Raw genomic sequence first — 21,007 nt, 5'->3', positions numbered from 1 at the left:
TCGCCACATTCTCGCCTGCACTTGCCAGCCTGTTGCGTTCGTACCTGCCCCCCTCCCGCCCACCTGACGATACTGCCCATGCCCTCGCGCGCTTCCCGCTGGTTCCGTCCTGCCATTCTGCTGCTCGGTTCGTTGACCATGACGGCCTGCAGCAGCGTCTTCTTTGGGGGCATCAATGCTGCATCCAGCCGGTCGGGCATCGTCGAGCATCGCGACCAGGTGTTCGATCCCGAACACGGCCTGGCGTTGGATGTCTATCAGCCTCGCGGTGCAGTCGACGCGCCAGTGGTGGTGTTCTTCTACGGCGGCACCTGGAAGCGCGGTTCACGCGCCAACTATCGCTGGGTGGGCCGCGCACTTGCGCGCCAGGGCGTGGTGGCGATGGTGGCCGATTACCGCAAGTATCCGCAGGTCGGGCTGCATGGGTTCATGTCCGACGCGGCAGGCGCCACCGCTTGGAGCTACCGCCATGCGCACGAGTACGGCGGCAACCCGAGCCGCCTCGCGGTGATGGGCCATTCGGCAGGCGCGCATATGGCCGCGCTGCTTGGCACCGATGCCCGCTGGCTGCAGGCGCATGGCCTCAAACCTAACCAGTTGTGCGGCGTGGTGGGCCTGGCCGGGCCGTACGACTTCATGCCGATGACCGATCCCGAATTGGTCGAAATTTTCGGCGATGCGCCGGCAGCGCAACGGCAATCGCAACCAGTGCGTTATGTCGGCGGCGACGAACCGCCCATGTTGCTGCTGCATGGCGATGCCGACCGCGTGGTCGAACTACAGAACAGCATCTCGCTGCAGCAGGCGCTCACGCGCGAAGGCGGCAGCGCCGAACTGAAGGTCTACCCGGGCATGGGCCATCTCGGCATCCTGCTGGCGCTGCGCAAATCGCCCGAGCGCTCGCAGGTGCTGAACGATACGCTGCAGTTTGTGCGCCAGTGCCGGGCGCCTTGAACCGCAGTGCGTCCTGCCGTGGTTGCGAATTGAGTGATTGCTGCGAACGGCTGATGGGCAGCGGTACCGACGTCGGTGTCGCTGGGTAGCCATTCGGATCCGGAATGAGCGAATGCGTGGCGATGAGAGCGCCATGTCGTAGCAGCAGACAGCGGGCGTAAAACAGTCCCGCCCACCTACACTCACACCCGCTCTCCCTACTCTCCGATGCCGTCACTTGGCCGGTTTGCTTCCCATCAGCTCGAACGGTCCGCCTTTCTTCAGCGCAGCCTGATACGCCGGACGCGCTTGGATCCGTTCCACAAACGCATGCAGACGCGGGTATTTCTCCAGACCGCCGCCGCGTGCAGCAGCGGCCTGTACCGGGAAGCTAATCTGGATGTCGGCGGCGGTGAAGCGTTCGCCAGCGAACCAGTTGCCGGCCTGCAACGACTGCTCCATCCAGTTCAAATGCAAGGTGAGCTGCGGTCCCACAAAGCCCGACATCGCCTTGTCCACGATTGCACGCGCGATAGGCTTGGCGAAGAACGGCATCGGCGCGCTGCGGATGCGACCGAAGATCAGGGTCATCAGCAACGGCGGCATCGCCGAGCCTTCGGCGTAATGCATCCAATAGCGGAACTGCAGGCGCTCTGGCGAATCCAGCGGCCGCGGCGACGGCGACAACGCGCACTCGGTGTCGTAGCGCTCGGTCAGGTACTCCAGGATCGCCCCAGATTCGGCCACGACCAGGTCGCCATCGACCAGCACCGGCGACTTGCCCAGCGGATGGATCGCGCGCAGCGCCGGCGGCGCCAGCATGGTCTTGGGGTCGCGCTCATGGCGCACGATCTGGTAAGGCAGCGCCAGTTCTTCCAGCAGCCACAGCACGCGCTGGGAACGGGAATTATTGAGATGGTGAACAGTGATCATGAGATGGCTGCGCGCGGAAAGCGCACATCCTACCGATCCAGGCGTCGTCGCAGTGCGCAAGCAGCGCCCGGCGGACGCTCCAGCGAGGCTCCGCTTGTCTTGCAGGCAAAAAAAACGCCAGTCGCTTGCGCGACCGGCGTCCTTGGCAACCTTACGGTTGCAGACGGATTAGACCGCCTGCACCTGGTCAGCCTGCATACCCTTCTGGCCCTGCACGGCGACGAAGGTGACCTTCTGGCCTTCCTGCAGCGACTTGAAGCCGGTGCCCTGGATGGCACGGAAGTGCACGAACAGGTCGGGGCCACTTTCCGGGGTGATGAAACCGAAGCCCTTGGCATCGTTGAACCACTTCACAACACCGCTCTGACGTGATGCGTCTGACATTTTACTAACTCCTGAACTATTGATGGATAAATCGCAGCGTCCGAAAAGCCGGAGCTGAGACTGAGTTGCAGGCGTTGGTAAAGCGGAACGATGAAGCGAGATCTGTAACGATCCGGCTGCACCAGGCCACGATTCACGGTGACCCTTGCAAACACAGTGCGTGCACAGTACTCGTGTTTTCTGCAAAAAGCGACACCCTGCGTCAAATCTTTTGCAGTCAGGTCCAATCCGACGGCCTGTCGGGACTGTCCCCATCCCAATTGGCCGGATGACACTGCCTGACGACCCTACAGCTGCGCAGATCATGGGGGCCGTTAACGACACCTGCCCGGCCATGGTCCGCGACGTCCTGGACCGCGCCTCAGCGCCTGTCGCCCCGCCGTGACCCTTGCAGCCATTCGCCCTCTGAGCCAGGCCCACCCTGCCCTTGGTCGTACCATCCAGCTGTCAGCCAGCCCAGACCCGGCCGACGACGCACCTCTGCCAGATGCAGGCGACACCCGGCACATGAACCGGGCGCGTATCATGAGCGCCCTTTGCAACCGGCATCCTGATGGCCCTCACCGCCACCGTCCGCAGGGCGGAACTCCAGATCAGCGACATGGACCGCGGCTATTACGCCAACCATTCGCTGACCCTGGCCCAGCACCCTTCCGAGACCGACGAGCGCCTGATGGTGCGGCTGCTCGCGTTCGCGCTGTTTGCCGACGACCGTCTGGAATTCGGCCGTGGCCTGAGTAACGACGACGAGCCGGACCTATGGCGCCGCGACTACACCGGCGATCCGGATCTGTGGATCGACCTTGGCCAGCCCGACGAGAGCCGCGTGCGCAAAGCCTGCAATCGCTCGCGCGAAGCGGTAGTGATCGGCTACGGCGGCCAGGCCACCGAAACCTGGTGGAAGAAACACGCCAACGCCATGGGCCGGTACCGCAATCTGCGCGTGATCGAGCTCGACTCGCAGGCCACCGAAGCACTTGGTGCACTGATCCAGCGCGGCATGCGTTTTGACGTGATCATCCAGGACGGCGAAGTGCAGATGCTGGCCGACCACGGCAGCGTCACCCTGACCCCGATGGTGCGGCAAGCCCCGGCCGAATGAGCATGCGTTGCGACGTGCTGGTCATCGGCGCCGGCGCTGCCGGGCTGATGAGCGCCCTCACTGCCGGCCAGCGGGGCCGCAAGGTGCTGGTGATCGATCATGCCAACAAGGTCGGCAAGAAGATCCTGATGTCCGGTGGCGGGCGCTGCAATTTCACCAACACCGGCACCACGCCTGGCAACTTCATTTCGGCCAATCGGCATTTCTGCAAATCCGCACTGGCGCGCTACAGCCCGGCGGATTTTGTGGAGATGGTCGAACGGCATGCCATTGCCTATCACGAGAAAGAGCTGGGCCAGTTGTTCTGCGACATCTCCTCCAAGCAGATCGTGCGCATGCTGCTGGACGAATGCGATGCGGCCGGCGCGCAGATCCGCACCCAGTGCGATGTGCTGTCGGTCCAGCGCGGCAGCGACGGCTTCGAGGTCCAGACCAGCCAGGGGAGCGTGCAGACGCAGTCGTTGATCGTGGCAACCGGGGGACTGTCGATCCCCAGCATGGGGGCCAGCGGCTTCGGCTATACCTTGGCCAAGCAGTTCGGCCATGCGCTGTTGCCCACCCGCGCCGGGCTGGTACCACTCACGCTGAGCGGCACGCATCAGGAGCGTCTGCACGAGTTGTCCGGGCTGGCGTTGCCGGTCCAGGCGCAGTGCAATGGGGTCAGCTTTCGCAATTTCATGCTGCTCACCCATCGCGGGGTCAGCGGCCCGGCGATCCTGCAGATTTCCTCGTATTGGCAGCCGGGCGACGACTTGCGGCTGGATCTGCTGCCCGGTCGCGATGCAGCGACGTGGCTGCGCGAACAAAAGCAACAGCGCGGCGCCACCGAGCTGCGCAACGTGCTGGCCGACGTGCTGCCGAAACGGTTTGCACAACGCTTGTGCGAGATATGGCTGCCAGATAAGCCGGTCCGGCAGCTGGATCCGCCGCAGCTGAAAGCCGCCGCCGACCTGCTCGGCAGTTTTCCGCTGATCGCCAGCGGCACCGAAGGCTACCGGACGGCTGAAGTCACCCTGGGCGGGGTCGATACCCATCAAGTCTCCAGTTCGACCATGGAGTCGCGTCTGGTGGCGGGCCTGTACTTCGTCGGTGAGGTGCTGGATGTCACCGGCTGGCTGGGCGGTTACAACTTCCAGTGGGCGTGGGCGTCCGGCCATGCAGCGGGGAGCGTGGCGTAACGCCGATGGCGAGGAGTTGCTGGTCGCCCACCGATCACGCCAGGCGCCTTGAACGCGCGGTCGCGGCATGGGCAGCACGCGGTGAAAGCGGTCGATGCTCCCGCAAGGCAGTTCCACCGCAAATATTGCTCTACGTCTCACACTTGATGCGGCATGCTCCACACACATGGACGTGCCAAACCCCTTCGTGTATTAAAGCCCGTCTCTAGGGAGCCGCGCATGCAAAAAGGCAAAGACCTCACCCTCCGCCTGATGATCGTCGACGACAGCGTGGAGAGTGCGGAGACCATCGTCACCGCGCTGCGCAATGGCGGCATTGCGGTGCGCCCATCGCGACCGCAAAGCCAGGAGGAACTGGCCAGCATGCTGTCGGGCCAGATCGATCTGGCCATCCTGGGTCAGGCGCAGCAGATCCCCATGAGCGCCTTGCAGACCCAGATTGCCGGCAGCGGCAAGGACATCCCGATCATTTTGCTGGCCGAGCGGATCGAAGAGAACGCGCTGGTCGAGGCCGCTTCGCACGGGGTACGCGCCATCGCATTGCGCCACCGCCCCGCACACTTGCTTGCATTGGTGCGCTCGGAATGGGACGACCTGCAGGCCCGCCGTGGACTACGCCGCATCGAAGCCCAGATGCGCGAGACCGAGCGCCGCTGCGACGCACTCATCGCGTCCTCGCGCGACCCGATCGCCTACGTGCATGAAGGCATGCATATCCGCGCCAACGATGCCTATCTGGAAATGTTCGGCTTCGAGTCGTTCGACGATGTCGAAGGCATCTCGCTGCTGGACATGATCGCTGCGCAGTACGTCGACGATTTCAAACAGCTGCTCAAGGCGATGTCCAAGGGCGAGCCGCCGCCGGCGCAGTACAAGCTCGATGCACGCCGCGTGGAAGGCGACACCTTCCCGGCCACGATGGAGTTCGCCACCGCCACCTATGAAGGCGAGCCGTGCATCCAGGTGGTGTTCCGGCGCCGCGAGGAGTTCGACCCGGAGCTGGCGCGCGAGGTCGAAGACTTGCGCCAGCGCGACCAGGTTACCGGCCTGCTCAATCGCCCCACCTTCATGGTGGCGCTGGAACAGGCCGTCGCGCAGGCCGGCCGCAGCGAAGGCCAATCCGGCTTCCTGTTGATCGAGCCGGATCACTACGCACGCATCCTGCCGGAGTTCGGGCTGGATTCGGCCGATGCGCTGATTGCTGCGCTCGCCGCGCACGTGGCGAGCGTACTGGACGACAGCGTGTTGGCCGCCCGCTTCGGCGAACACAGTTTCGCCCTGCTGTTGAACGGAAATTACGCGCGCACGCATGCGCTGGCCGAAACCGTGCGCAATGCGTTCGCGCAGCATGTGTTCAGCGTAGGGACGCGCTCGGCCACGGTGACGGTCAGCATCGGCGGCGTGCAGATCGGCGAGAAGATCGCCAGCATCGGCCAGGTACTCAATCGCGGCACCGAGGCGGTGCGCACCACTGCCGAGCTCGGTGGCAACGCGGTCAGCATCTATGATCCGGCTGCGGCGGATCGGGCCGAAGAAGAACGCATCGAGCGCTGGGTCGAGCAGTTGCGCGAAGCGCTGGTCGGCGACGGTTTCCTGCTGCATTACCAGCCGGTGCTCAACCTGCAAGGCGAGCCGCTGGAGCTGTACCAGGCGTTCCTGCGCCTGGAACGCAATGGCGAAATGATGTCGCCGAACGCGTTCATGGCCATTGCCGAAGAGCACGACCTGGTCACCGAAATCGACCGCTGGGTGGTGGCGCGGGCAATCCGGCAACTGGGCGAACGCCAGCGTGCCGGACACAAGACCCACCTGCTGGTGCGCATCGGGCCGAACTCGTTCTCGGACCCGCAGATGATCGACACCATCCGCGAGCAGTTGGCGGTCTATGGCGTTCCCGGTGAACGGCTGTGGCTGCAGACGCCGGAGTCGAAGGTGTTTACGCACCTGCGCAACGCGCAGCAGTTCCTGGCGGCGGTGTCGGCGATGGATTGCAAGGTCGGGCTGGAGCAATTCGGCTCGGGCCTGGACTCGTTCCAGTTGCTGGCGCATTTCCACCCGGCCTTCCTCAAACTGGATCGTGGCATCACCGGCGACATCGCCTCGGCGCGGGATAGCCAGGAAAAGATTCGCGAAATCACCTCGCGCGCGCAACCGGCCGGCATTCTGACAATGGCCGAGTTCATCGCCGATGCGCAGTCGATGAGCAGCTTCTTCAGCGCCGGGGTGGACTATGTCCAGGGCGATTTCGTCGCACCGACCGGGCCGTTGATGAATTACGAGTTCGGCTGAAAGCCGGCAGCACCCCCTCGTTCGTACCATCGCTAGGCAACAAAAAACCCGCATTGCGCGGGTTTTTTGTTGCCTGCCAGGCAGCCGGAGACCCGACACCTTACATGGCGCTACCGCTGGCGGCGCGCAGCGCAGCGATGCGCTCTGTGAGCGGCGGATGGCTCAGGAACAGGCGGCGCAAGCCCTCGCCCACCCCGCCGGAGATGCCGAACGCCTGCACTTGCGAGGGCAAGGTGTTCTGGCCATGGTTGAGCGACAGCCGCTCCAGTGCAGCGATCATCTTGCTGCGGCCGGCCAGCTGCGCGCCACCGGCATCGGCGCGGAATTCGCGGCGCCGCGAGAACCACATCGCAATCATGGTCGCGAACAGGCCGAACACCATCTCCAGTGCGAACACGATGACGTAGTACGCAAAGCCGCGGCCACCCTCGCGGTTGCCAGACAAGGCGCTGTCGATGATGCCGCCGACCACGCGGGCGAGCACGATCACGAAGGTATTGAGTACGCCCTGCAGCAGCGCCATGGTGACCATGTCGCCGTTGGCGACGTGGGCGATCTCGTGGCCAAGCACTGCCTCGGCTTCATCCTGGTCCATGTTCTGCAGCAGGCCGGTGGACACCGCCACCAGGGCGTTGTTGCGGTTGGCGCCGGTGGCGAACGCGTTGATTTCCGGGCCCTCGTAGACCGCCACTTCCGGCATGCCGATGCCGGCAGCCTGGGCCTGACGGCGCACGGTTTCCAGCAACCAGCGTTCTGTCGGCGTGCGCGGCTCGGTGATGACCTGCGCACCGGTGCTGCGCTTGGACATGAACTTGGACAGCAGCAAGGAAATGAACGAGCCGCCAAAACCGAAGATGGCGGCCATCACCAACAGGCCACTCATCTGCGCGGGATTGACGCCCAGCAACGACATGACGATGCCGGCGAGCATCAGCACCGCAAGGTTGGTCAGCAGGAACAGGAAAATGCGGTTGAACATGACGCGATGGCTCCACGGATGCGGGGTGAACTGTTGCGGATCTGCGGGTGTTGCGGCTTGAAATCAAGCAAGCACCTGACCGACGATTCAGCTGCCCATGCCTTCGCCCCCTTATCTCGGCCGCTTCGCGCCCTCGCCCACCGGCCCCCTGCACTTCGGCTCCCTGCTGGCTGCATTCGGCAGCTGGCTGCTGGCCCGGCATGCCGGTGGGCAGTGGTGCGTGCGCATCGAAGACATCGACCCGCCGCGTGCCGAGCCCGGCGCCTGCGAACGTCAGTTGCGCACGCTGGCCGCATTCGGGCTGCACTCGGACCTGCCGGTAATTCGGCAGTCCGAGCGCGATGCGGCCTACATCGCGGCGATCACCCGGCTGCTGCAGACCGGCCAGGCATTCGAATGCAGCTGCAGCCGTGCCGATCTGGCCGGCATGGGCGGCATCCACCACGCCTGCGTCGCGCCGCTGGGCGAGCGCCGCGCGGTGCGCCTGCGGGTGCCGCCGCAACCACCGGTCGGCTTCGACGACGCCTTACAAGGCCCGGTACTGCAGGATGTCTACGCCGAGGTGGGCGATGTGGTGTTGCGCCGCGCCGATGGGTATTGGGCGTACCAACTGGCGGTGGTGGTGGACGATGCGGCGCAAGGCATCACCGACGTGGTACGCGGCGCCGACCTGCTCGACTCCACCCCGCGCCAGATGGTGCTGCAGCGCGCACTGGGCCTGCCGCAGCCGCGCTACTTGCACCTGCCGCTGATGCTGGATCGCGACGGCCGCAAGCTCTCCAAGTCACACGCTGCACCCGCGTTGGACGACGCCGATCCACTGCCGGCCCTGCACGCCGCCTGGGTGGCCCTGGGCCAACAGTCCGACGCGTTGCCGCGGCATGCAGCCGTGGAAACCGTGCTGCGCGACGCCGTGCAGCATTTTTCGCCACGGCTGCTCCCGCGCCAACGCCAGCTGGACCTCGATATGCGCACATCCGACCTCCAGCGTGACTAGAATTGCGCCCCAGCACCGGCATCCGGGCGCAGCATCCCGCGCCCAAATCGCCCTCAGCCTCACTTGTTGATTGGAGTCGTCATGACATCTCGCGTCGCATTGGTCACCGGCGGCACCGGCGGTATCGGTACTGCCATCTGCAAGCGCCTGGCCGACCAGGGCCACCGGGTCGCCAGCAACTTCCGCAACGAAGAAAAGGCACGCCACTGGCAGCAGCGCATGCAGGCACAGGGGTATGCATTCGCCCTGTTTCGCGGCGATGTCGCCTCCTCCGAGCATGCACGCGCGCTGGTGGAAGACGTCGAATCTTCGCTGGGGCCGATCGAGGTGTTGGTCAACAACGCCGGCATCACCCGCGACACCACCTTCCACCGCATGAGTGCCGAGCAGTGGCACGAGGTCATCAACACCAACCTCAATTCGGTCTTCAACGTGACCCGCCCGGTGATCGAGGGCATGCGCAAACGCGGCTGGGGTCGGGTGATCCAGATCAGCTCGATCAACGGGCTCAAGGGCCAGTATGGCCAGGCCAACTACGCCGCCGCCAAGGCTGGCATGCATGGCTTCACCATTTCGCTGGCGCGCGAAAACGCGGCATTCGGGGTCACCGTCAATACGGTCTCGCCCGGTTATGTAGCCACCGACATGGTGATGGCGGTCCCGGAGGAAGTGCGCGCCAAGATCGTGGCCGATATCCCCACCGGACGCCTGGGCCGTCCGGAAGAGATCGCCTACGCGGTGGCGTTCCTGGTGGCGGAAGAGGCTGCCTGGATCACCGGATCGAATCTGGACATCAACGGCGGCCACCACATGGGCTGGTGACGTTTGCTGCAACTTTGCGGTGCAGCATGGATTTTCCTCAAAAACCATGCTGCGCAACATTTTTAATGTGTCCGCTTAAGCAAATAAGGCGTTTTGGCTGTTGCAAGCGCTGCTGCGGTGCGCCATCCTGCGCGCACTATCAGTGTGGGTGAACGTTCCATGGCCGGACTTCGCATCATCAAGAAGTATCCCAATCGCCGTCTCTACGACACGGAAATCTCCAGCTACATCACCATCGAAGATGTGCGCCAGTTGATCATCGATGGCGAAGAATTCGAAGTACGCGACGCCAAGAGCGGCGAGGACCTCAGCCGCGCAGTCCTGCTGCAAATCATCGCCGACCGCGAGCAGGACGGCGAGCCGATGCTCTCCACCCAGTTGCTGAGCCAGATCATCCGGTTTTACGGCGACTCGCTGCAGGGCTTCATGGGCAATTACCTGGAGCGCAGCATGCAGGTGTTCCTGGATCAGCAGCAGCAGTTCCGCCAGCAGATGGGTAACCTGCTCGGGCAGACCCCGTGGGCGATGATGAACCAATTGACCGAGCGCAACCTGGAGTTGTGGCAGGAGTTCCAGCGCAACTTCGGCGCCGGCTTCGGTCGTCCCGGCGGCCCTGGCACGCCGCCGAGCCCACCTGGGGCGAGCGGCCTGGGCAGCGGCCCGATGGGAACAAGCACGCATGGCTCGGCCGGTGGCAATCACGGCACGACCGGCAAAGCCCGCAACCGCGGCTAAGAGCCGCCCACATCATTGCGCAGCCGCCAGGCAGGTGCGGCCGGTGCCGGAATCCTCTTGTGCTACTCGTACGTTCCGGTTCCGCTGCGCGGGCCCAGGCCAGCTGACGACTGGTCGCGCCGTGGTGTCGACCGTTCCAAACATCGAACGCTGCGCCAGGAGCGTCGCGCTCCCAGGCGCAGCCGATCAGCGGCCAGCCTGCGTTGTGCAGGCCGAGCAGATGCGCTCCACGTGGTAGCCGCGTGCACGCAGACGCTCCACCACCCCGTCATTGCCCAGTAAATGCAGCGCACCGACCACCACCAGCGTGGTTCCGCTGCCTTTGCCGAGCCGCTGTTCCAGCCGCGGCACCCAGCGCGCATTGCGCTCGACATTGATGTCCTGATACAGCGCCGGATACTGGCGGCGCATGTCGTCGGCCATCTGCGTGGAGAGCGTATGCACATCGCCGTTGCGCCAGGCTGCATGCAGCTGGCGTAGCTGGTCGGAGGCATCGGCCTCGTCCAGCGATTCTTCCAGCAACTGATGCTGCTCGGTCGGCGACATGCCATCGAGCAAGGCGATTTGCTCGGCGGCGCGCTCCAGGCCGTCGGCCGGTTTGCCGCGCGCCTGCGCCTGTTCCATCAGATAATGATCCAGCCCCGCGTTCGGGTCCATGCCTTGCCGAGTCATCTCCGCCAGGCTGATCGTCAGCGCCACGAACCAGGGCTTGAGCGGCTGCAGGCTCGCCAGCGACATGCCGTACTTGCGCGCGTAGGCGCTCAGCGCCTGCCAGGTCTTCGCATCCAGCGTGTCTTGCAGCGTACGCCCGTCGGTGCGCCGCGCCGCCCGCAACATGCGACTGGCCAGCTCGGGCGATTGCGCATCGTCAGGCGGCAATTCGAACAGCAGGCGGTCGGCCTTGGCGAAGGCCTGCATCACATCCGGCGATAGCGGATAGTCGCTGGGCTTGAGCACATGAAACGAGCCCAGCAGATACAGTGTGCCGCCCTTGCCATCGACCTTCCACAGCAGCGGCACCGGCGGGCCTGCCGGCGCGTGGCCGGCAGCGCGCGCCCACACCGGTAGGAGCGCCCCGCTCCACAAGGCCAGGCCGAGCAGCGCGCCGCTGCACCAGGCGGCACCCCGCTGGCGCGTCGACGTTATCCATAGCCCGGTCACGGTACTTTTCCGCGCATGTGAATGTCGCGCATGTCAGTGCGGCACCTTGTAGGCCTTCTCGCCTGCCGACACCGCCAGATCGATGCGGTTTTCCGGTGGCGGCAGTGGACAGGTGGCGAACGGGGTGAACGCGCATGGCGGGTTGTAGGCGCGGTTGAAATCGACCATCACATGCCCCGAGGCATCGGGCACGTCCAGATCGAGAAAACGTCCGGCCGGATAGCTGCCGTGGCCGCTGGTACGGTCGGCGAATACCACGAACATCGCCCTGCCTGGCTCGCCGATGGTTTCCAATCGGAAGGTCTTGCCGTCGCGTTCGAACTCGATCGCGCCCGCGTTCGGCTGCTCGCTGCTGATCCCGACGATGTCGACGATCGGGATGGTCTTGCCCACAGCGTTGGGCACATAGCGCGCGTTGATGCGCCAGGACGGATCCAAGGGCCAATAGTCCAGGCCAGCGAAGTGCGTGCGCGAACTCGCGTCGGCATGCTTGACCCGTAGCGCATACCGGTCGCCGCGATGGATCAGGCTCAACACGCCCTTGCCGTCGTCGAACCGGATCAGGGTGGGCTGCGGATCGCGGTCGGACTGGAAGCGGATCCGGCTGGTCAGCGGCTTGCCATCGAGGGTCAGCGCCGCACCACGCTCGGGCACGAACCAGACCGTGTTGTTCTCGGTGGACACCATGCCCATTTTCGGCGGGCCCACCGCCAGCTTGATGCCGCTGTCGGCACTGCTGCCGATGTAATGCGCATTCAGCGACAGCCAGTGCAAGCCGACCAGGCTGGTCCAGCCATCTGGTGCGCGTAACTCCTTCAGCCGCGCTTCGCGCCAGGCGGCGGTGTCGGCCAGAAATGTCTTGTCGAGTGCGACCGGCGCGGCCGGCGGCGGTGCATCGCGTCCGCACCCGACCAATATTGCCGCCACCAGCATGCCGAGCAGCCAGCCCTTCCCCCTGTGCACTGCCATCAACGCCCCCTCAAAAACCAACGATCGATATCGCTCAGCGTAAACCGCGCCCAGGTCGGTCGACCATGGTTGCATTGGCCCGAGCGTTCGGTGGCTTCCATATCGCGCAGCAACGCGTTCATTTCGGGCACGGTGAGGCGGCGGTTGGCGCGTACTGCACCGTGGCACGCCATGGTGGAGAGCAGTTCGTCGCGTGCGCTGGCGATGCGGCGGCTTTGACCATGCTCGCGCAGATCGCCCAGCACATCGCGCAGCAGCGCCTCCGGTTCGGCATTGGCCAGCAGCGCGGGAATGCTGCGCACGTGCAGCGACTGCGGGCCGGCGCGGGTGATCTCGAAGCCTAGCGTGGCCAACGTCTCCGCTTCGCGCTCGGCGGTGTCGGCTTCGCGCTCGCCCACTGCCAGCGTCATCGGCACCAGCAACGGCTGCGCGTGCAGGCCGATGCTGTCATGCGCCTGTTTGAGCCGCTCATAACCGATGCGCTCGTGCGCCGCGTGCATGTCGACCACGATCAAGCCTTCGGCGTTTTCGGCCAGGATGTAGATGCCGTGCAACTGCGCGATGGCATAACCGAGCGGCGGCACACCGCTGTCTTCTGCAGTTGCCGGCAATCCGGTGCCGGCCATGTTCGGCATGCCTGCCGATTGCTGCGCGCTGCTCGGCGGTGGTGCATACAGCGCGCTGTAGGCGGCGCGCGCCTCGTCCACACGCAGCCCCAGCGGCGTTTGCGAAGGCGTCCAGCTGGCGTAGCCGTACGTGCCATTGCTGCCCCCAGGCATACCGCCATGACTTGGAGCGCCGCCGCCAGCGAGACTGCCCATTCCACCGGAGGTCGTCCCCATGTCGCCGACGCGATCGCTACCGATGCTGTTTGGCGTGGCGCCGGCACGGGTATGCGCCAAGGCATCCTGCAGGGTGCGATAGACGAAATCGTGGATCAGCCGCGCTTCGCGGAAGCGCACCTCGTGTTTGGCCGGGTGCACATTGACGTCCACACGTGCCGGGTCCAGCTCCAGAAACAGCACATAGGCCGGCTGACGGCCATGGAACAGCACATCGCCGTAGGCCATCTTCACCGCATGCGCCACGCTGCGGTCTCTGACCGAACGGCCGTTGACGTAGAGGTATTGCTGGTCGGTGCTGGCACGCGAGTAATGCGGTTGCGCAACCCAGCCGTGCAGGCGCAGACCGGCGCCGCTGTGGTCCACGCGCAGGGCCTGGCGCGCAAAATCGTCGCCGAGCGTTTCGCCCAGCCGCGCATCCGAATACAGATCGCCCGGCTTGTAACGCCGCGACGGCTTGCCGTTGTGCGAGACGCGCAATTCGACATCCGGCCGCGCCAGCGCCAACGAACGCAACCACTCTTCGATGTGGCCGAGTTCGGTGCGTTCGGCACGCAGGAATTTGCGCCGCGCCGGCACATTGAAGAACAGTTCGCGCACTTCGACCGTGGTGCCTGGCGCATGCGCGCGCGGCACCACCTCGCCCAGGCGGCCGCCGTCGATTTCCAATGCCGAGCCGTGTTCAGCGTCGTGGCGGCGCGAGGTCAGGGTAAAGCGACTGACCGAGGCGATCGACGGTAAGGCTTCGCCGCGAAAGCCTAGCGTGGCGACAGTCTCCAGGTCGTCCAGCGAAGCGATCTTGCTGGTGGCATGCCGCGAGACTGCCAGCGGCAGCTCGTCCGGGGTGATGCCGCCACCGTTGTCGCGGATGCGGATCAGCCGGACGCCGCCCTCTTCGAGCTCGATATCCACGCGCGTGGCGCCGGCATCGAGTGCATTTTCGACCAGTTCCTTGACCACCGATGCGGGCCGCTCGACGACTTCGCCGGCAGCGATCTGGTTGATCAGAATCTCGGGCAACTGGCGGATCGCCATCAGCGCACGCTCCAGTGCGGCACGCGCGAAACGCGGTAGATCGGCGGTGTGACAGGCAAAACGGACATCGGCACGGCAATCCGGCGGCGCGCAGGCGCCGTCATCCAAGGAATCAGTGCGGAATGATAGCCGAGCGGGTCAGCGACTGCCGCCGGCCACGGTGCCGACTGCATCGGCTTCGGCCTGCGCACGCGCCGCGAACAAGGTGCCTGGGGGCGGTTGGCGGGTAAAGAAGGTATCGATGCCGTCCAGCACGGCGCTGGCAATCTTGCGCTGATAAGCCGGATCGATCAGGCGACGTTCTTCATGCGGATTGGAGATGAAGGCGGTTTCCACCAGCATTGCCGGCATGTCGGAGGTCCGCAGCACCGCGAAGTTGGCGCGTTCCAGCTGCGGCTTGTGATTGTTGCCGATGCGCTTGAGCCCACCCAGCACATGGCCTGCGGCATCTTCGGAGGCCTTCATGTGGCCGCTCTGCGCCAGGTCCAGCAACACGTTGGCCAGGGTGCTTTCGGTTTGTTGCAGGCGCACGCCCCCAACCAGATCGGCGGCGTTTTCCTTGTCGGCCAGCCAGCGCGCCCGTTGCGACGAGGCTCCCTTGGTCGACAGTACATACACGGAGGAGCCGGTGGCGCTGCGGTTTTCGGCGGCGTCGGCATGGATGGAAATGAAGATGTCGGCCTTGGCAGCGCGGGCTTTCTGCGCACGCATCGGCAACGGAATGAACACGTCGGTATCGCGCGTCAGGTAGGCCTTCATGCCTGGCGTGGCGTTGACCTGGCGTGCCAGTTCACGGCCCACCGCCAGGGTGACGTCTTTCTCGCGCTTACCGGTGGGCCCCATGGCGCCCGGGTCCTGGCCGCCGTGGCCCGGGTCGATCGCCACGACCAACGGCCGCATACCCGGTGCCATCTTGGTCCGCGAGGCTTCGCTGGGCAGTACCGGACGCGGCGGCAGGTCGTCGTCGCCTGCGGCAGCCGCCACGCTCGAGGCACTACTGGGGGCAGTTGCTGCGGCATTACCGGGCGTCGCGCCCATCGGTGCGCTGCCGCCATTCAAGATCGCAGCTGCAGCTGCGCTGCTGCCCGCCCCCCCTGCACCAGACGGTACGGTGGTGATGGCACCGGCGGCACGGTTCGGCGTGTTGCCGGCAACGCCGGTCGGCGCTGGCGCACCGGTGGTCGCGGAGGTGGCAGGCCGAGGCGTCGGCACACCGGTGGCGACGGTGGTCGGTACCGGGGCCTGAGTGACAGTGGGCATCGCCGATGCCGGCACAGACGGTGCAGACGGCGGCGACGGCGGCACCGAAGAGGCACGTTGCGCAGACGCGGCCAAGGCTGCCGTTGCGCGTGCCGCTTCGGCCTGCGCATTGAGCGGGCGCGGCGCCGGGGCAGCGGTCGGTGCAGCCGCAGCAACTGTGGAGGCCACCGCCGGCGTCGGATCGCCGGGCCATTCGATCACCAATGTCGACACGCTGCCCAGCGTCTGCATCTGCGGCTTCAGCGGGGTCACCGGCGTTGCCAGTTCGAACACCACACGGAACGTGCCAGGCACCGGCTGGCCGGTGCGCACCGAAGTCACCAACCCGGCGGCAGGCGGCAGCTTGAGACCGCGCACGCCCGAGGATTCCGGAAAATCGACCACCAGGCGCGTCGGGTTCGCCAGCGCCAGCGTCTTGAAGCCGCCGCTGCCGGCCAGTTGAATTTCCGCGCGGGTCCCGGTGGCTCCGGTACTGACGCCGACTCCCTTGATTTCGCCGCCCCAGGCAGCAAAAACCGCCAGGCTCAAGCTGGCGGTCAGGGCGGAACGACAGAAGTTGCGGATCCCCGGTGTCATGGCGCTGGATTCAAGCATCCAACTGCGTGAATTGCAAGGCAATTTCCCTTAATAATCCATAACCTGGCGTTCATTCTTCTCGTGCGGCGGCAAAAAGGGGCTGCAACTGGGGCTGCCGTGACAGTCTTTCCATCCAGGCATGCCCGATCGCACTGCGGCCCAGCAACCGAACGCTGCGGCCTTCGCCGACCACCGCCAGTTCAACGTCCAGATCGACCGGCGGCAGCACGCCGACGCCGCGCTCCGGCCATTCGACCAGCCACAAGCTCGCACTGCCCTCGTCGAGCCCGAGAAAGTCCAGCTCTCCGGCGTGGCCGATGCGATACAGATCCAGATGCCAGGCTTCATCGCCAGTACTCAGCGGATAACGTTCGACCAGGGTATAGGTGGGGCTGCGGATCGGCCCGGTGACACCGAGTGCGCGCAGCAGCGCGCGCGCCAGCGTGGACTTTCCCGCGCCCAGGTCGCCATGCAACTGCACCACCGCGCTCGCCGGTCGCGCTGCGGCCAGCGCTTGGCCCAGGGTTTCGGTGGCCTGCACGTCGTGCAGTTGTCCGTCGAGGTCGATCATGCGATGGCTCCAGCGTTGGCGAGGCGGCGCAGCTCGGGAAGCAGGTCGGTGGGCAGCAGGCCGCGCTCGCCTGCATGCGCTGCCGCATCGCCGGCACAGGCGTGCAGCAAGGCGCCAAGACTGGCGGCATCGAATGGCGAGAAGCCCTGCCCCAGCAAGGCCGCGATGACGCCGGTCAACAGATCGCCCATGCCGCCGACCGCCATGCCGGGATTGCCTGCGTCGATGATGCGCGGCAAGTGACCTGGCGACGCGACCACGGTGCCGGCGCCCTTGAGCACGACCACTGCGTCGTAGCGTGTTGCAAGTGCCGCAGCAGCGGACGGACGATCGCGCTGAATCTGCCGGGTCGACAGGCCCAGCAGACGCCCGGCTTCGCCCGGGTGCGGCGTCAAGACGCGCGGACCACGCACCGGAACGTCGTTGGCGGCCAGCAGATTCAGCCCATCGGCATCGAGCACCACCGCCGTGGCGGCGCCCAGCGCTGCGCGCCACAATGCCTGCGCCCACTCGTCCTGCCCTAGCCCGGGCCCGAGCGCGACTGCATCCGCCGCCTCGGCCAGTGTGGCGATGTCGTCATTGGCCTGCACGGCACGCGCCATCGCTTCGGGGCAGCGCGCCAGCAGTGGCGTGACATGCTCGGCGTGCGTTGCGACCTGCACCAACCCGGCGCCGCTGCGCAACGCCGCTTCGGCGGTCAGCATGATCGCGCCACCGCTGCCGAGATTGCCGCCCACGCACAGCACCCGCCCGGATTCGCCCTTGTGCGTGTTGCGGCGACGTGGGCGCAATTGCGCCGCCAGGGCATCGCTGTTCCAGCTGTGTGCGACTGGCGTGAGCCCGTCGAATGCTGAAACCGGCACCTCCAGCGAAGCCACTTCACGCTCGCCGGCGTGTTCCAGCGCATCGCCGGTGTAGAGCCCCAGATGCGGCACGATGAACTGCAAGGTCAGTGCTGCGCGTACCGCCGCACCGAAGGCCACCCCATGGTCGGCATCGATGCCGCTGGGCACATCCAGCGCAAACACCGGCACGCCCGCCGCGTTGATGGCGTCGATCAAGGCGGCGGTCGCATCGTCCGGTGCGCGATTCAGGCCGATGCCGAACAGCGCATCGACGATCACATCGGCCTGTGCCAGCGTATACGGAAACAATTCGATTGCACCACCGACGGCGAGGTAGTCGGTACAAGCGCGCTGCGCCAGGTCCGAGCCCGGGTCGTGTTCGGGCAGGTGCACCACGCGGACCTGACGCCCTGCGCGGTGTGCCAGGCGCGCCAGCACATAGCCGTCGCCCCCATTGTTGCCGGTGCCGCACACCACCACGAGGCGGCGCGCCTGCGGCCAGCGTTCCAGCAAGCACTGCCAGGCCGCCTGCCCGGCGCGTTGCATCAGGGTGTAGCCGTCGCCGCCGAGCAGCGTGGTGGCCTGCGCATCGAGCGTGCGCGCGGCGGCAGTGTCGTAAAGAGGGAGCGGTGCGTACATGCCGGGAATTCTATACTTGTCGCCATGTCTGCCGTTCTTGCCCGCCCCGACCCTGCCGATGCCGCTGCGCGCATTCGCGTGCTTGCGCGCGAAGCCGGCTTTCAACGCTGCGGCATTACCGGCATTGAGCTGGGCGAGGACGAGGTGCATCTGCGCAGCTGGCTGGAAGAAGGCCTGTACGGGACCATGCATTGGATGGCCCAGCACGGCGACAAACGCTCGCGCCCGCAAGAGTTAGTGCCCGGCACCCTGCGCGTGTTGTCGGTTGGCATGGATTACGGCCGCAAGGACGACGCCGAGGCCTGGAACACCTTGCACGACGGCAACCGCGCCTATGTGGCGCGCTACGCGCTAGGGCGCGATTACCACAAGCTGATGCGCAACCGGCTGCAGAAGCTGGCCGAGCGTATCCAGGGCGAAATTGGCGCATTCGGTTTCCGCGTGTTCGTCGACTCGGCGCCGGTGCTGGAGCGCGCGTTGGCGCGCAATGCAGGGCTGGGCTGGATCGGTAAACACACCTGCCTGATCGATCGCAACGGCGGCTCGTGGTTCTTTCTCGGCGAGATCTACCTCGACCTGCCACTGCCGATCGACACGCCCGCCACCGCGCATTGCGGCACCTGCACGCGCTGCATCGACATCTGCCCCACGCAAGCCATCATCGCGCCCTACCGGCTGGATGCGCGCCGCTGCATCGCATACCTCACCATCGAACACGACGGCGCAATTCCCGAAGACATGCGCAAGCCGATCGGCAACCGCATCTTCGGCTGCGACGACTGCCAGCTGATCTGTCCCTGGAACAAGTTCGCCAAGCGCACCGACGAAGCCGATTTCCGCGCCCGAAACGACCTGGACGTGGCCACGCTGCCGCAACTGTTCGCCTGGAATGAGGACGAATTCCTGCGTCGCACCGAGGGCAGCCCGATCCGCCGCAGCGGACACGAGCGCTGGCTGCGCAACATTGCCGTGGGCCTGGGCAATGCGTCTGGTACGCCAGAGGTGCTGGCCGCCTTGGAAGCACGTCGCGACGACGACTCGGCGCTGGTGCGCGAACACGTTGGCTGGGCGCTGGCGCAACACGGTCTTTGACCGGCACAGGCCACTTGTGAGTGCGTTGCGCATGCGGCAGCTGCGGCCTGCACGTGCACGTGCACGTGGCCAACGCTGCGGCACTGTGCCAACGGCGTTCGCCGGCCAATCACCCATCACCGTCGTCGCTACGGGATAATGCAGCGATGGCCGACCGCAACGAACAGATCCTCACACCCAGCCAGCTCAATTCACTGGCGCGCGACCTGCTGGAAGGCAGTTTCCCGCTGGTGTGGGTGGAAGCCGAACTGAGCAGCGTCACCCGGCCCTCGTCGGGACATCTGTATTTCACGCTCAAGGACGCGCGCGCGCAGATCCGCTGCGCGATGTTCAAGCCCAAGAGCACCTGGCTGAAATTCCAGCCGCGCGAAGGCCTGCGCGTGCTCGCGCGCGGGCGCCTGACCCTGTACGAAGCGCGCGGCGACTATCAGCTGGTGCTCGACCATCTGGAAGAAGCCGGCGAAGGCGCCTTGCGTCGCGCCTTCGACGAACTGCGCGCGCGTCTTGCCGCCGAAGGCCTGTTCGATGCAGAGCGCAAGCAGGCACTGCCTGCGCATGTGCAGCGGCTGGCGGTGATCACCTCGCCCAGCGGCGCGGCGGTGCGCGATGTGCTCAGCGTGCTGGCGCGGCGTTTTCCGCTGCTCGAAGTGGACCTGCTGCCTTCGCTGGTGCAAGGCGACAGCGCTGCGGCACAGATCACCTCACTGCTGCAACGCGCCGATGCCTCCGGGCGCTACGACGTTATCCTGATCACCCGCGGTGGCGGCTCGCTGGAAGATCTGTGGGCCTTCAACGACGAACGCCTGGCGCGCGCCATCGCCGCCGCGCAGACGCCGGTGGTGTCTGCAGTCGGCCACGAGACCGACTTCAGCCTCAGCGATTTCGTCGCCGACGTACGTGCACCCACGCCCTCGGTCGCGGCCGAATTGCTGGTACCCGATCAACGCGAGCTGGTCGCGCGCGTGCGGCGTGCGCAGGCACGCATGACCCAACTGCAGCAACACGCCTTGGGCAATGCCATGCAACGCGCAGACCGCCTGGCACTGCGGCTGCGTGTGCAGAGCCCGCAGGCGCGCTTGCAACTGTTCCATCGCCGCCAGGAAGACGCCGGTCGCCAGCTGCGTGCGCGCATGATGCACGTGCTCGAACGCTTGCAGGCGCGTGTACAGCGTGGGCAAGCACAGCTGCAATCGCACAACCCGCAACGTCATCTGGCCGGCTTGCAACAACGCCTGCGGGCACTGCATCCGCAGGCGACGATGCAACGTCGCCTGCAGCATGATCAGCTGCAATTACGCAGCATTGCACGCTCGCTGGAAGCGGTCAGCCCACTGGCCACAGTCGCACGCGGCTACGCCATCGTGACCCGCCCTGCCGATGGCAGCGTGGTGCGCAACGCTGCCGAGGTGGTCACGGGCGAACGCCTGCGCGCGCAGCTGGCCGATGGCAGTATCGAGGTGCGCGTGGAGTCTGGCGAAAGCTGACCGCAAGCAATGCGCGACACCGTGGTTCCTGCAGCAATGCCGGCGCTCAGCGCTGACATGAACTCTTCGAAGGGGCCCATTCCACGGAATGCCAGGCGGGTCTGCGCGGCGCCGGAGAGCGCCTTTTAACACGCCAAAGGGGCGGACGAATCCGGGATTTCGATGAAGCAGGGCCGCCAGC

General features: G+C 65.8%; 18 protein-coding genes and 1 other RNA gene. 10 read left to right on the top strand and 9 right to left on the bottom strand.

What is annotated here, in order from left to right; genetic code table 11:
• The first annotated feature begins 78 nt into the window (after positions 1–78).
• On the top strand, positions 79–954 hold the full coding sequence (locus J7360_RS05195) for an alpha/beta hydrolase (RefSeq protein ID WP_209033406.1): 876 nt from the start codon (positions 79–81) through the stop codon (positions 952–954).
• Positions 955–1,167: 213 nt separating this feature from the next.
• Here J7360_RS05195 and J7360_RS05190 read toward each other — a convergent pair whose 3' ends face one another.
• Together J7360_RS05190 and J7360_RS05185 are read right to left on the bottom strand one after the other, a co-directional pair.
• On the bottom strand, positions 1,168–1,866 hold the full coding sequence (locus tag J7360_RS05190) for a glutathione S-transferase (RefSeq protein ID WP_209033404.1): 699 nt from the start codon (positions 1,864–1,866) through the stop codon (positions 1,168–1,170).
• A 168-nt stretch (positions 1,867–2,034) separates the two neighbouring features.
• Complete coding sequence (locus J7360_RS05185) at positions 2,035–2,250, bottom strand: cold-shock protein (protein ID WP_057660944.1); 216 nt, start codon at positions 2,248–2,250, stop codon at positions 2,035–2,037.
• A 553-nt stretch (positions 2,251–2,803) separates the two neighbouring features.
• Between J7360_RS05185 and J7360_RS05180 the strand changes: the two genes are divergently transcribed.
• From J7360_RS05180 to J7360_RS05170, 3 genes are all read left to right on the top strand, one after another.
• On the top strand, positions 2,804–3,352 hold the full coding sequence (locus J7360_RS05180; RefSeq protein ID WP_005923173.1) for a YaeQ family protein: 549 nt from the start codon (positions 2,804–2,806) through the stop codon (positions 3,350–3,352).
• Positions 3,349–4,530 carry an NAD(P)/FAD-dependent oxidoreductase gene (locus tag J7360_RS05175; RefSeq protein WP_057660940.1) on the top strand — a complete coding sequence of 394 codons (1,182 nt, stop codon included), beginning with the start codon at positions 3,349–3,351 and terminating at the stop codon, positions 4,528–4,530. The genes J7360_RS05180 and J7360_RS05175 overlap by 4 nt, the downstream gene beginning before the upstream one ends.
• Positions 4,531–4,749: 219 nt before the next feature.
• The gene (locus tag J7360_RS05170) at positions 4,750–6,819 is read left to right on the top strand and encodes an EAL domain-containing protein (protein WP_209033402.1); all 2,070 of its coding nucleotides are present in this window, start codon (positions 4,750–4,752) and stop codon (positions 6,817–6,819) included.
• A 100-nt stretch (positions 6,820–6,919) separates the two neighbouring features.
• On the opposite strand, the gene htpX is transcribed toward J7360_RS05170, so the two are convergent.
• Complete coding sequence (gene htpX / locus J7360_RS05165) at positions 6,920–7,798, bottom strand: protease HtpX (RefSeq protein WP_209033400.1); 879 nt, start codon at positions 7,796–7,798, stop codon at positions 6,920–6,922.
• A gap of 97 nt (positions 7,799–7,895) precedes the next feature.
• Here htpX and gluQRS point away from each other — a divergent pair, with 97 nt between their 5' ends.
• The 4 genes from gluQRS (at position 7,896) to J7360_RS05145 (ending at position 10,485) form a co-directional block, all read left to right on the top strand.
• On the top strand, positions 7,896–8,795 hold the full coding sequence (gene gluQRS / locus J7360_RS05160; protein WP_057660938.1) for a tRNA glutamyl-Q(34) synthetase GluQRS: 900 nt from the start codon (positions 7,896–7,898) through the stop codon (positions 8,793–8,795).
• An 81-nt stretch (positions 8,796–8,876) separates the two neighbouring features.
• Positions 8,877–9,617 carry a beta-ketoacyl-ACP reductase gene (locus J7360_RS05155; protein ID WP_003486018.1) on the top strand — a complete coding sequence of 247 codons (741 nt, stop codon included), beginning with the start codon at positions 8,877–8,879 and terminating at the stop codon, positions 9,615–9,617.
• A 159-nt stretch (positions 9,618–9,776) separates the two neighbouring features.
• On the top strand, positions 9,777–10,352 hold the full coding sequence (phaR, locus tag J7360_RS05150) for a polyhydroxyalkanoate synthesis repressor PhaR (RefSeq protein WP_099804238.1): 576 nt from the start codon (positions 9,777–9,779) through the stop codon (positions 10,350–10,352).
• A gap of 57 nt (positions 10,353–10,409) precedes the next feature.
• A non-coding RNA gene (locus J7360_RS05145) (sX9 sRNA) lies at positions 10,410–10,485 on the top strand.
• A gap of 53 nt (positions 10,486–10,538) precedes the next feature.
• On the opposite strand, the gene J7360_RS05140 is transcribed toward J7360_RS05145, so the two are convergent.
• The 6 genes from J7360_RS05140 to J7360_RS05115 all read right to left on the bottom strand — a co-directional run bounded on the left by J7360_RS05140 (position 10,539) and on the right by J7360_RS05115 (position 18,250).
• On the bottom strand, positions 10,539–11,513 hold the full coding sequence (locus J7360_RS05140; protein WP_042675602.1) for a TraB/GumN family protein: 975 nt from the start codon (positions 11,511–11,513) through the stop codon (positions 10,539–10,541).
• Positions 11,514–11,546: 33 nt separating this feature from the next.
• Entirely contained in the window at positions 11,547–12,482 is a 936-nt protein-coding gene (locus J7360_RS05135) for a DUF1684 domain-containing protein (RefSeq protein ID WP_057660936.1), read from the bottom strand.
• Positions 12,482–14,359 carry a DNA mismatch repair endonuclease MutL gene (mutL, locus tag J7360_RS05130; protein WP_057660980.1) on the bottom strand — a complete coding sequence of 626 codons (1,878 nt, stop codon included), beginning with the start codon at positions 14,357–14,359 and terminating at the stop codon, positions 12,482–12,484. Before mutL ends, J7360_RS05135 begins: the two co-directional genes overlap by 1 nt.
• A 138-nt stretch (positions 14,360–14,497) precedes the next feature.
• On the bottom strand, positions 14,498–16,195 hold the full coding sequence (locus tag J7360_RS05125) for an N-acetylmuramoyl-L-alanine amidase (RefSeq protein ID WP_209033398.1): 1,698 nt from the start codon (positions 16,193–16,195) through the stop codon (positions 14,498–14,500).
• A 70-nt stretch (positions 16,196–16,265) separates the two neighbouring features.
• Positions 16,266–16,766, bottom strand: a complete 501-nt coding sequence (tsaE, locus tag J7360_RS05120; protein ID WP_007965704.1) for a tRNA (adenosine(37)-N6)-threonylcarbamoyltransferase complex ATPase subunit type 1 TsaE — start codon at positions 16,764–16,766, stop codon at positions 16,266–16,268.
• Positions 16,763–18,250 (bottom strand): NAD(P)H-hydrate dehydratase, encoded by a 1,488-nt coding sequence (locus J7360_RS05115; RefSeq protein WP_209033396.1) that lies wholly within the window; start codon positions 18,248–18,250, stop codon positions 16,763–16,765. The genes tsaE and J7360_RS05115 overlap by 4 nt, the downstream gene beginning before the upstream one ends.
• 24 nt (positions 18,251–18,274) lie before the next feature.
• Here J7360_RS05115 and queG point away from each other — a divergent pair, with 24 nt between their 5' ends.
• Positions 18,275–19,342 (top strand): tRNA epoxyqueuosine(34) reductase QueG, encoded by a 1,068-nt coding sequence (queG, locus tag J7360_RS05110; RefSeq protein WP_007965702.1) that lies wholly within the window; start codon positions 18,275–18,277, stop codon positions 19,340–19,342.
• Between the two features lie 146 nt (positions 19,343–19,488).
• Positions 19,489–20,826: an exodeoxyribonuclease VII large subunit gene (gene xseA, locus J7360_RS05105; RefSeq protein ID WP_057660931.1), complete on the top strand. Its 1,338-nt coding sequence runs from the start codon at positions 19,489–19,491 to the stop codon at positions 20,824–20,826.
• Positions 20,827–21,007: the final 181 nt, after the last annotated feature.

The sequence above is a fragment of the Xanthomonas sp. D-99 genome, from assembly GCF_017746145.1.
Classification (GTDB): domain Bacteria; phylum Pseudomonadota; class Gammaproteobacteria; order Xanthomonadales; family Xanthomonadaceae; genus Xanthomonas; species Xanthomonas cissicola.
This window is presented reverse-complemented; position numbering and strand designations above follow the sequence as displayed.

Excerpts from the sequence above, each read along its gene's own strand:
- J7360_RS05195 (WP_209033406.1), top strand. The coding sequence starts at position 79 with ATGCCCTCGCGCGCTTCCCGCTGGTTCCGTCCTGCCATTCTGCTGCTC.
- J7360_RS05190 (WP_209033404.1), bottom strand. The coding sequence starts at position 1,866 with ATGATCACTGTTCACCATCTCAATAATTCCCGTTCCCAGCGCGTGCTG.
- J7360_RS05185 (WP_057660944.1), bottom strand. The coding sequence starts at position 2,250 with ATGTCAGACGCATCACGTCAGAGCGGTGTTGTGAAGTGGTTCAACGAT.
- J7360_RS05180 (WP_005923173.1), top strand. The coding sequence starts at position 2,804 with ATGGCCCTCACCGCCACCGTCCGCAGGGCGGAACTCCAGATCAGCGAC.
- J7360_RS05175 (WP_057660940.1), top strand. The coding sequence starts at position 3,349 with ATGAGCATGCGTTGCGACGTGCTGGTCATCGGCGCCGGCGCTGCCGGG.
- J7360_RS05170 (WP_209033402.1), top strand. The coding sequence starts at position 4,750 with ATGCAAAAAGGCAAAGACCTCACCCTCCGCCTGATGATCGTCGACGAC.
- htpX (WP_209033400.1), bottom strand. The coding sequence starts at position 7,798 with ATGTTCAACCGCATTTTCCTGTTCCTGCTGACCAACCTTGCGGTGCTG.
- gluQRS (WP_057660938.1), top strand. The coding sequence starts at position 7,896 with ATGCCTTCGCCCCCTTATCTCGGCCGCTTCGCGCCCTCGCCCACCGGC.
- J7360_RS05155 (WP_003486018.1), top strand. The coding sequence starts at position 8,877 with ATGACATCTCGCGTCGCATTGGTCACCGGCGGCACCGGCGGTATCGGT.
- phaR (WP_099804238.1), top strand. The coding sequence starts at position 9,777 with ATGGCCGGACTTCGCATCATCAAGAAGTATCCCAATCGCCGTCTCTAC.
- J7360_RS05135 (WP_057660936.1), bottom strand. The coding sequence starts at position 12,482 with ATGGCAGTGCACAGGGGGAAGGGCTGGCTGCTCGGCATGCTGGTGGCG.
- mutL (WP_057660980.1), bottom strand. The coding sequence starts at position 14,359 with ATGGCGATCCGCCAGTTGCCCGAGATTCTGATCAACCAGATCGCTGCC.
- J7360_RS05125 (WP_209033398.1), bottom strand. The coding sequence starts at position 16,195 with ATGACACCGGGGATCCGCAACTTCTGTCGTTCCGCCCTGACCGCCAGC.
- tsaE (WP_007965704.1), bottom strand. The coding sequence starts at position 16,766 with ATGATCGACCTCGACGGACAACTGCACGACGTGCAGGCCACCGAAACC.
- J7360_RS05115 (WP_209033396.1), bottom strand. The coding sequence starts at position 18,250 with ATGTACGCACCGCTCCCTCTTTACGACACTGCCGCCGCGCGCACGCTC.
- queG (WP_007965702.1), top strand. The coding sequence starts at position 18,275 with ATGTCTGCCGTTCTTGCCCGCCCCGACCCTGCCGATGCCGCTGCGCGC.
- xseA (WP_057660931.1), top strand. The coding sequence starts at position 19,489 with ATGGCCGACCGCAACGAACAGATCCTCACACCCAGCCAGCTCAATTCA.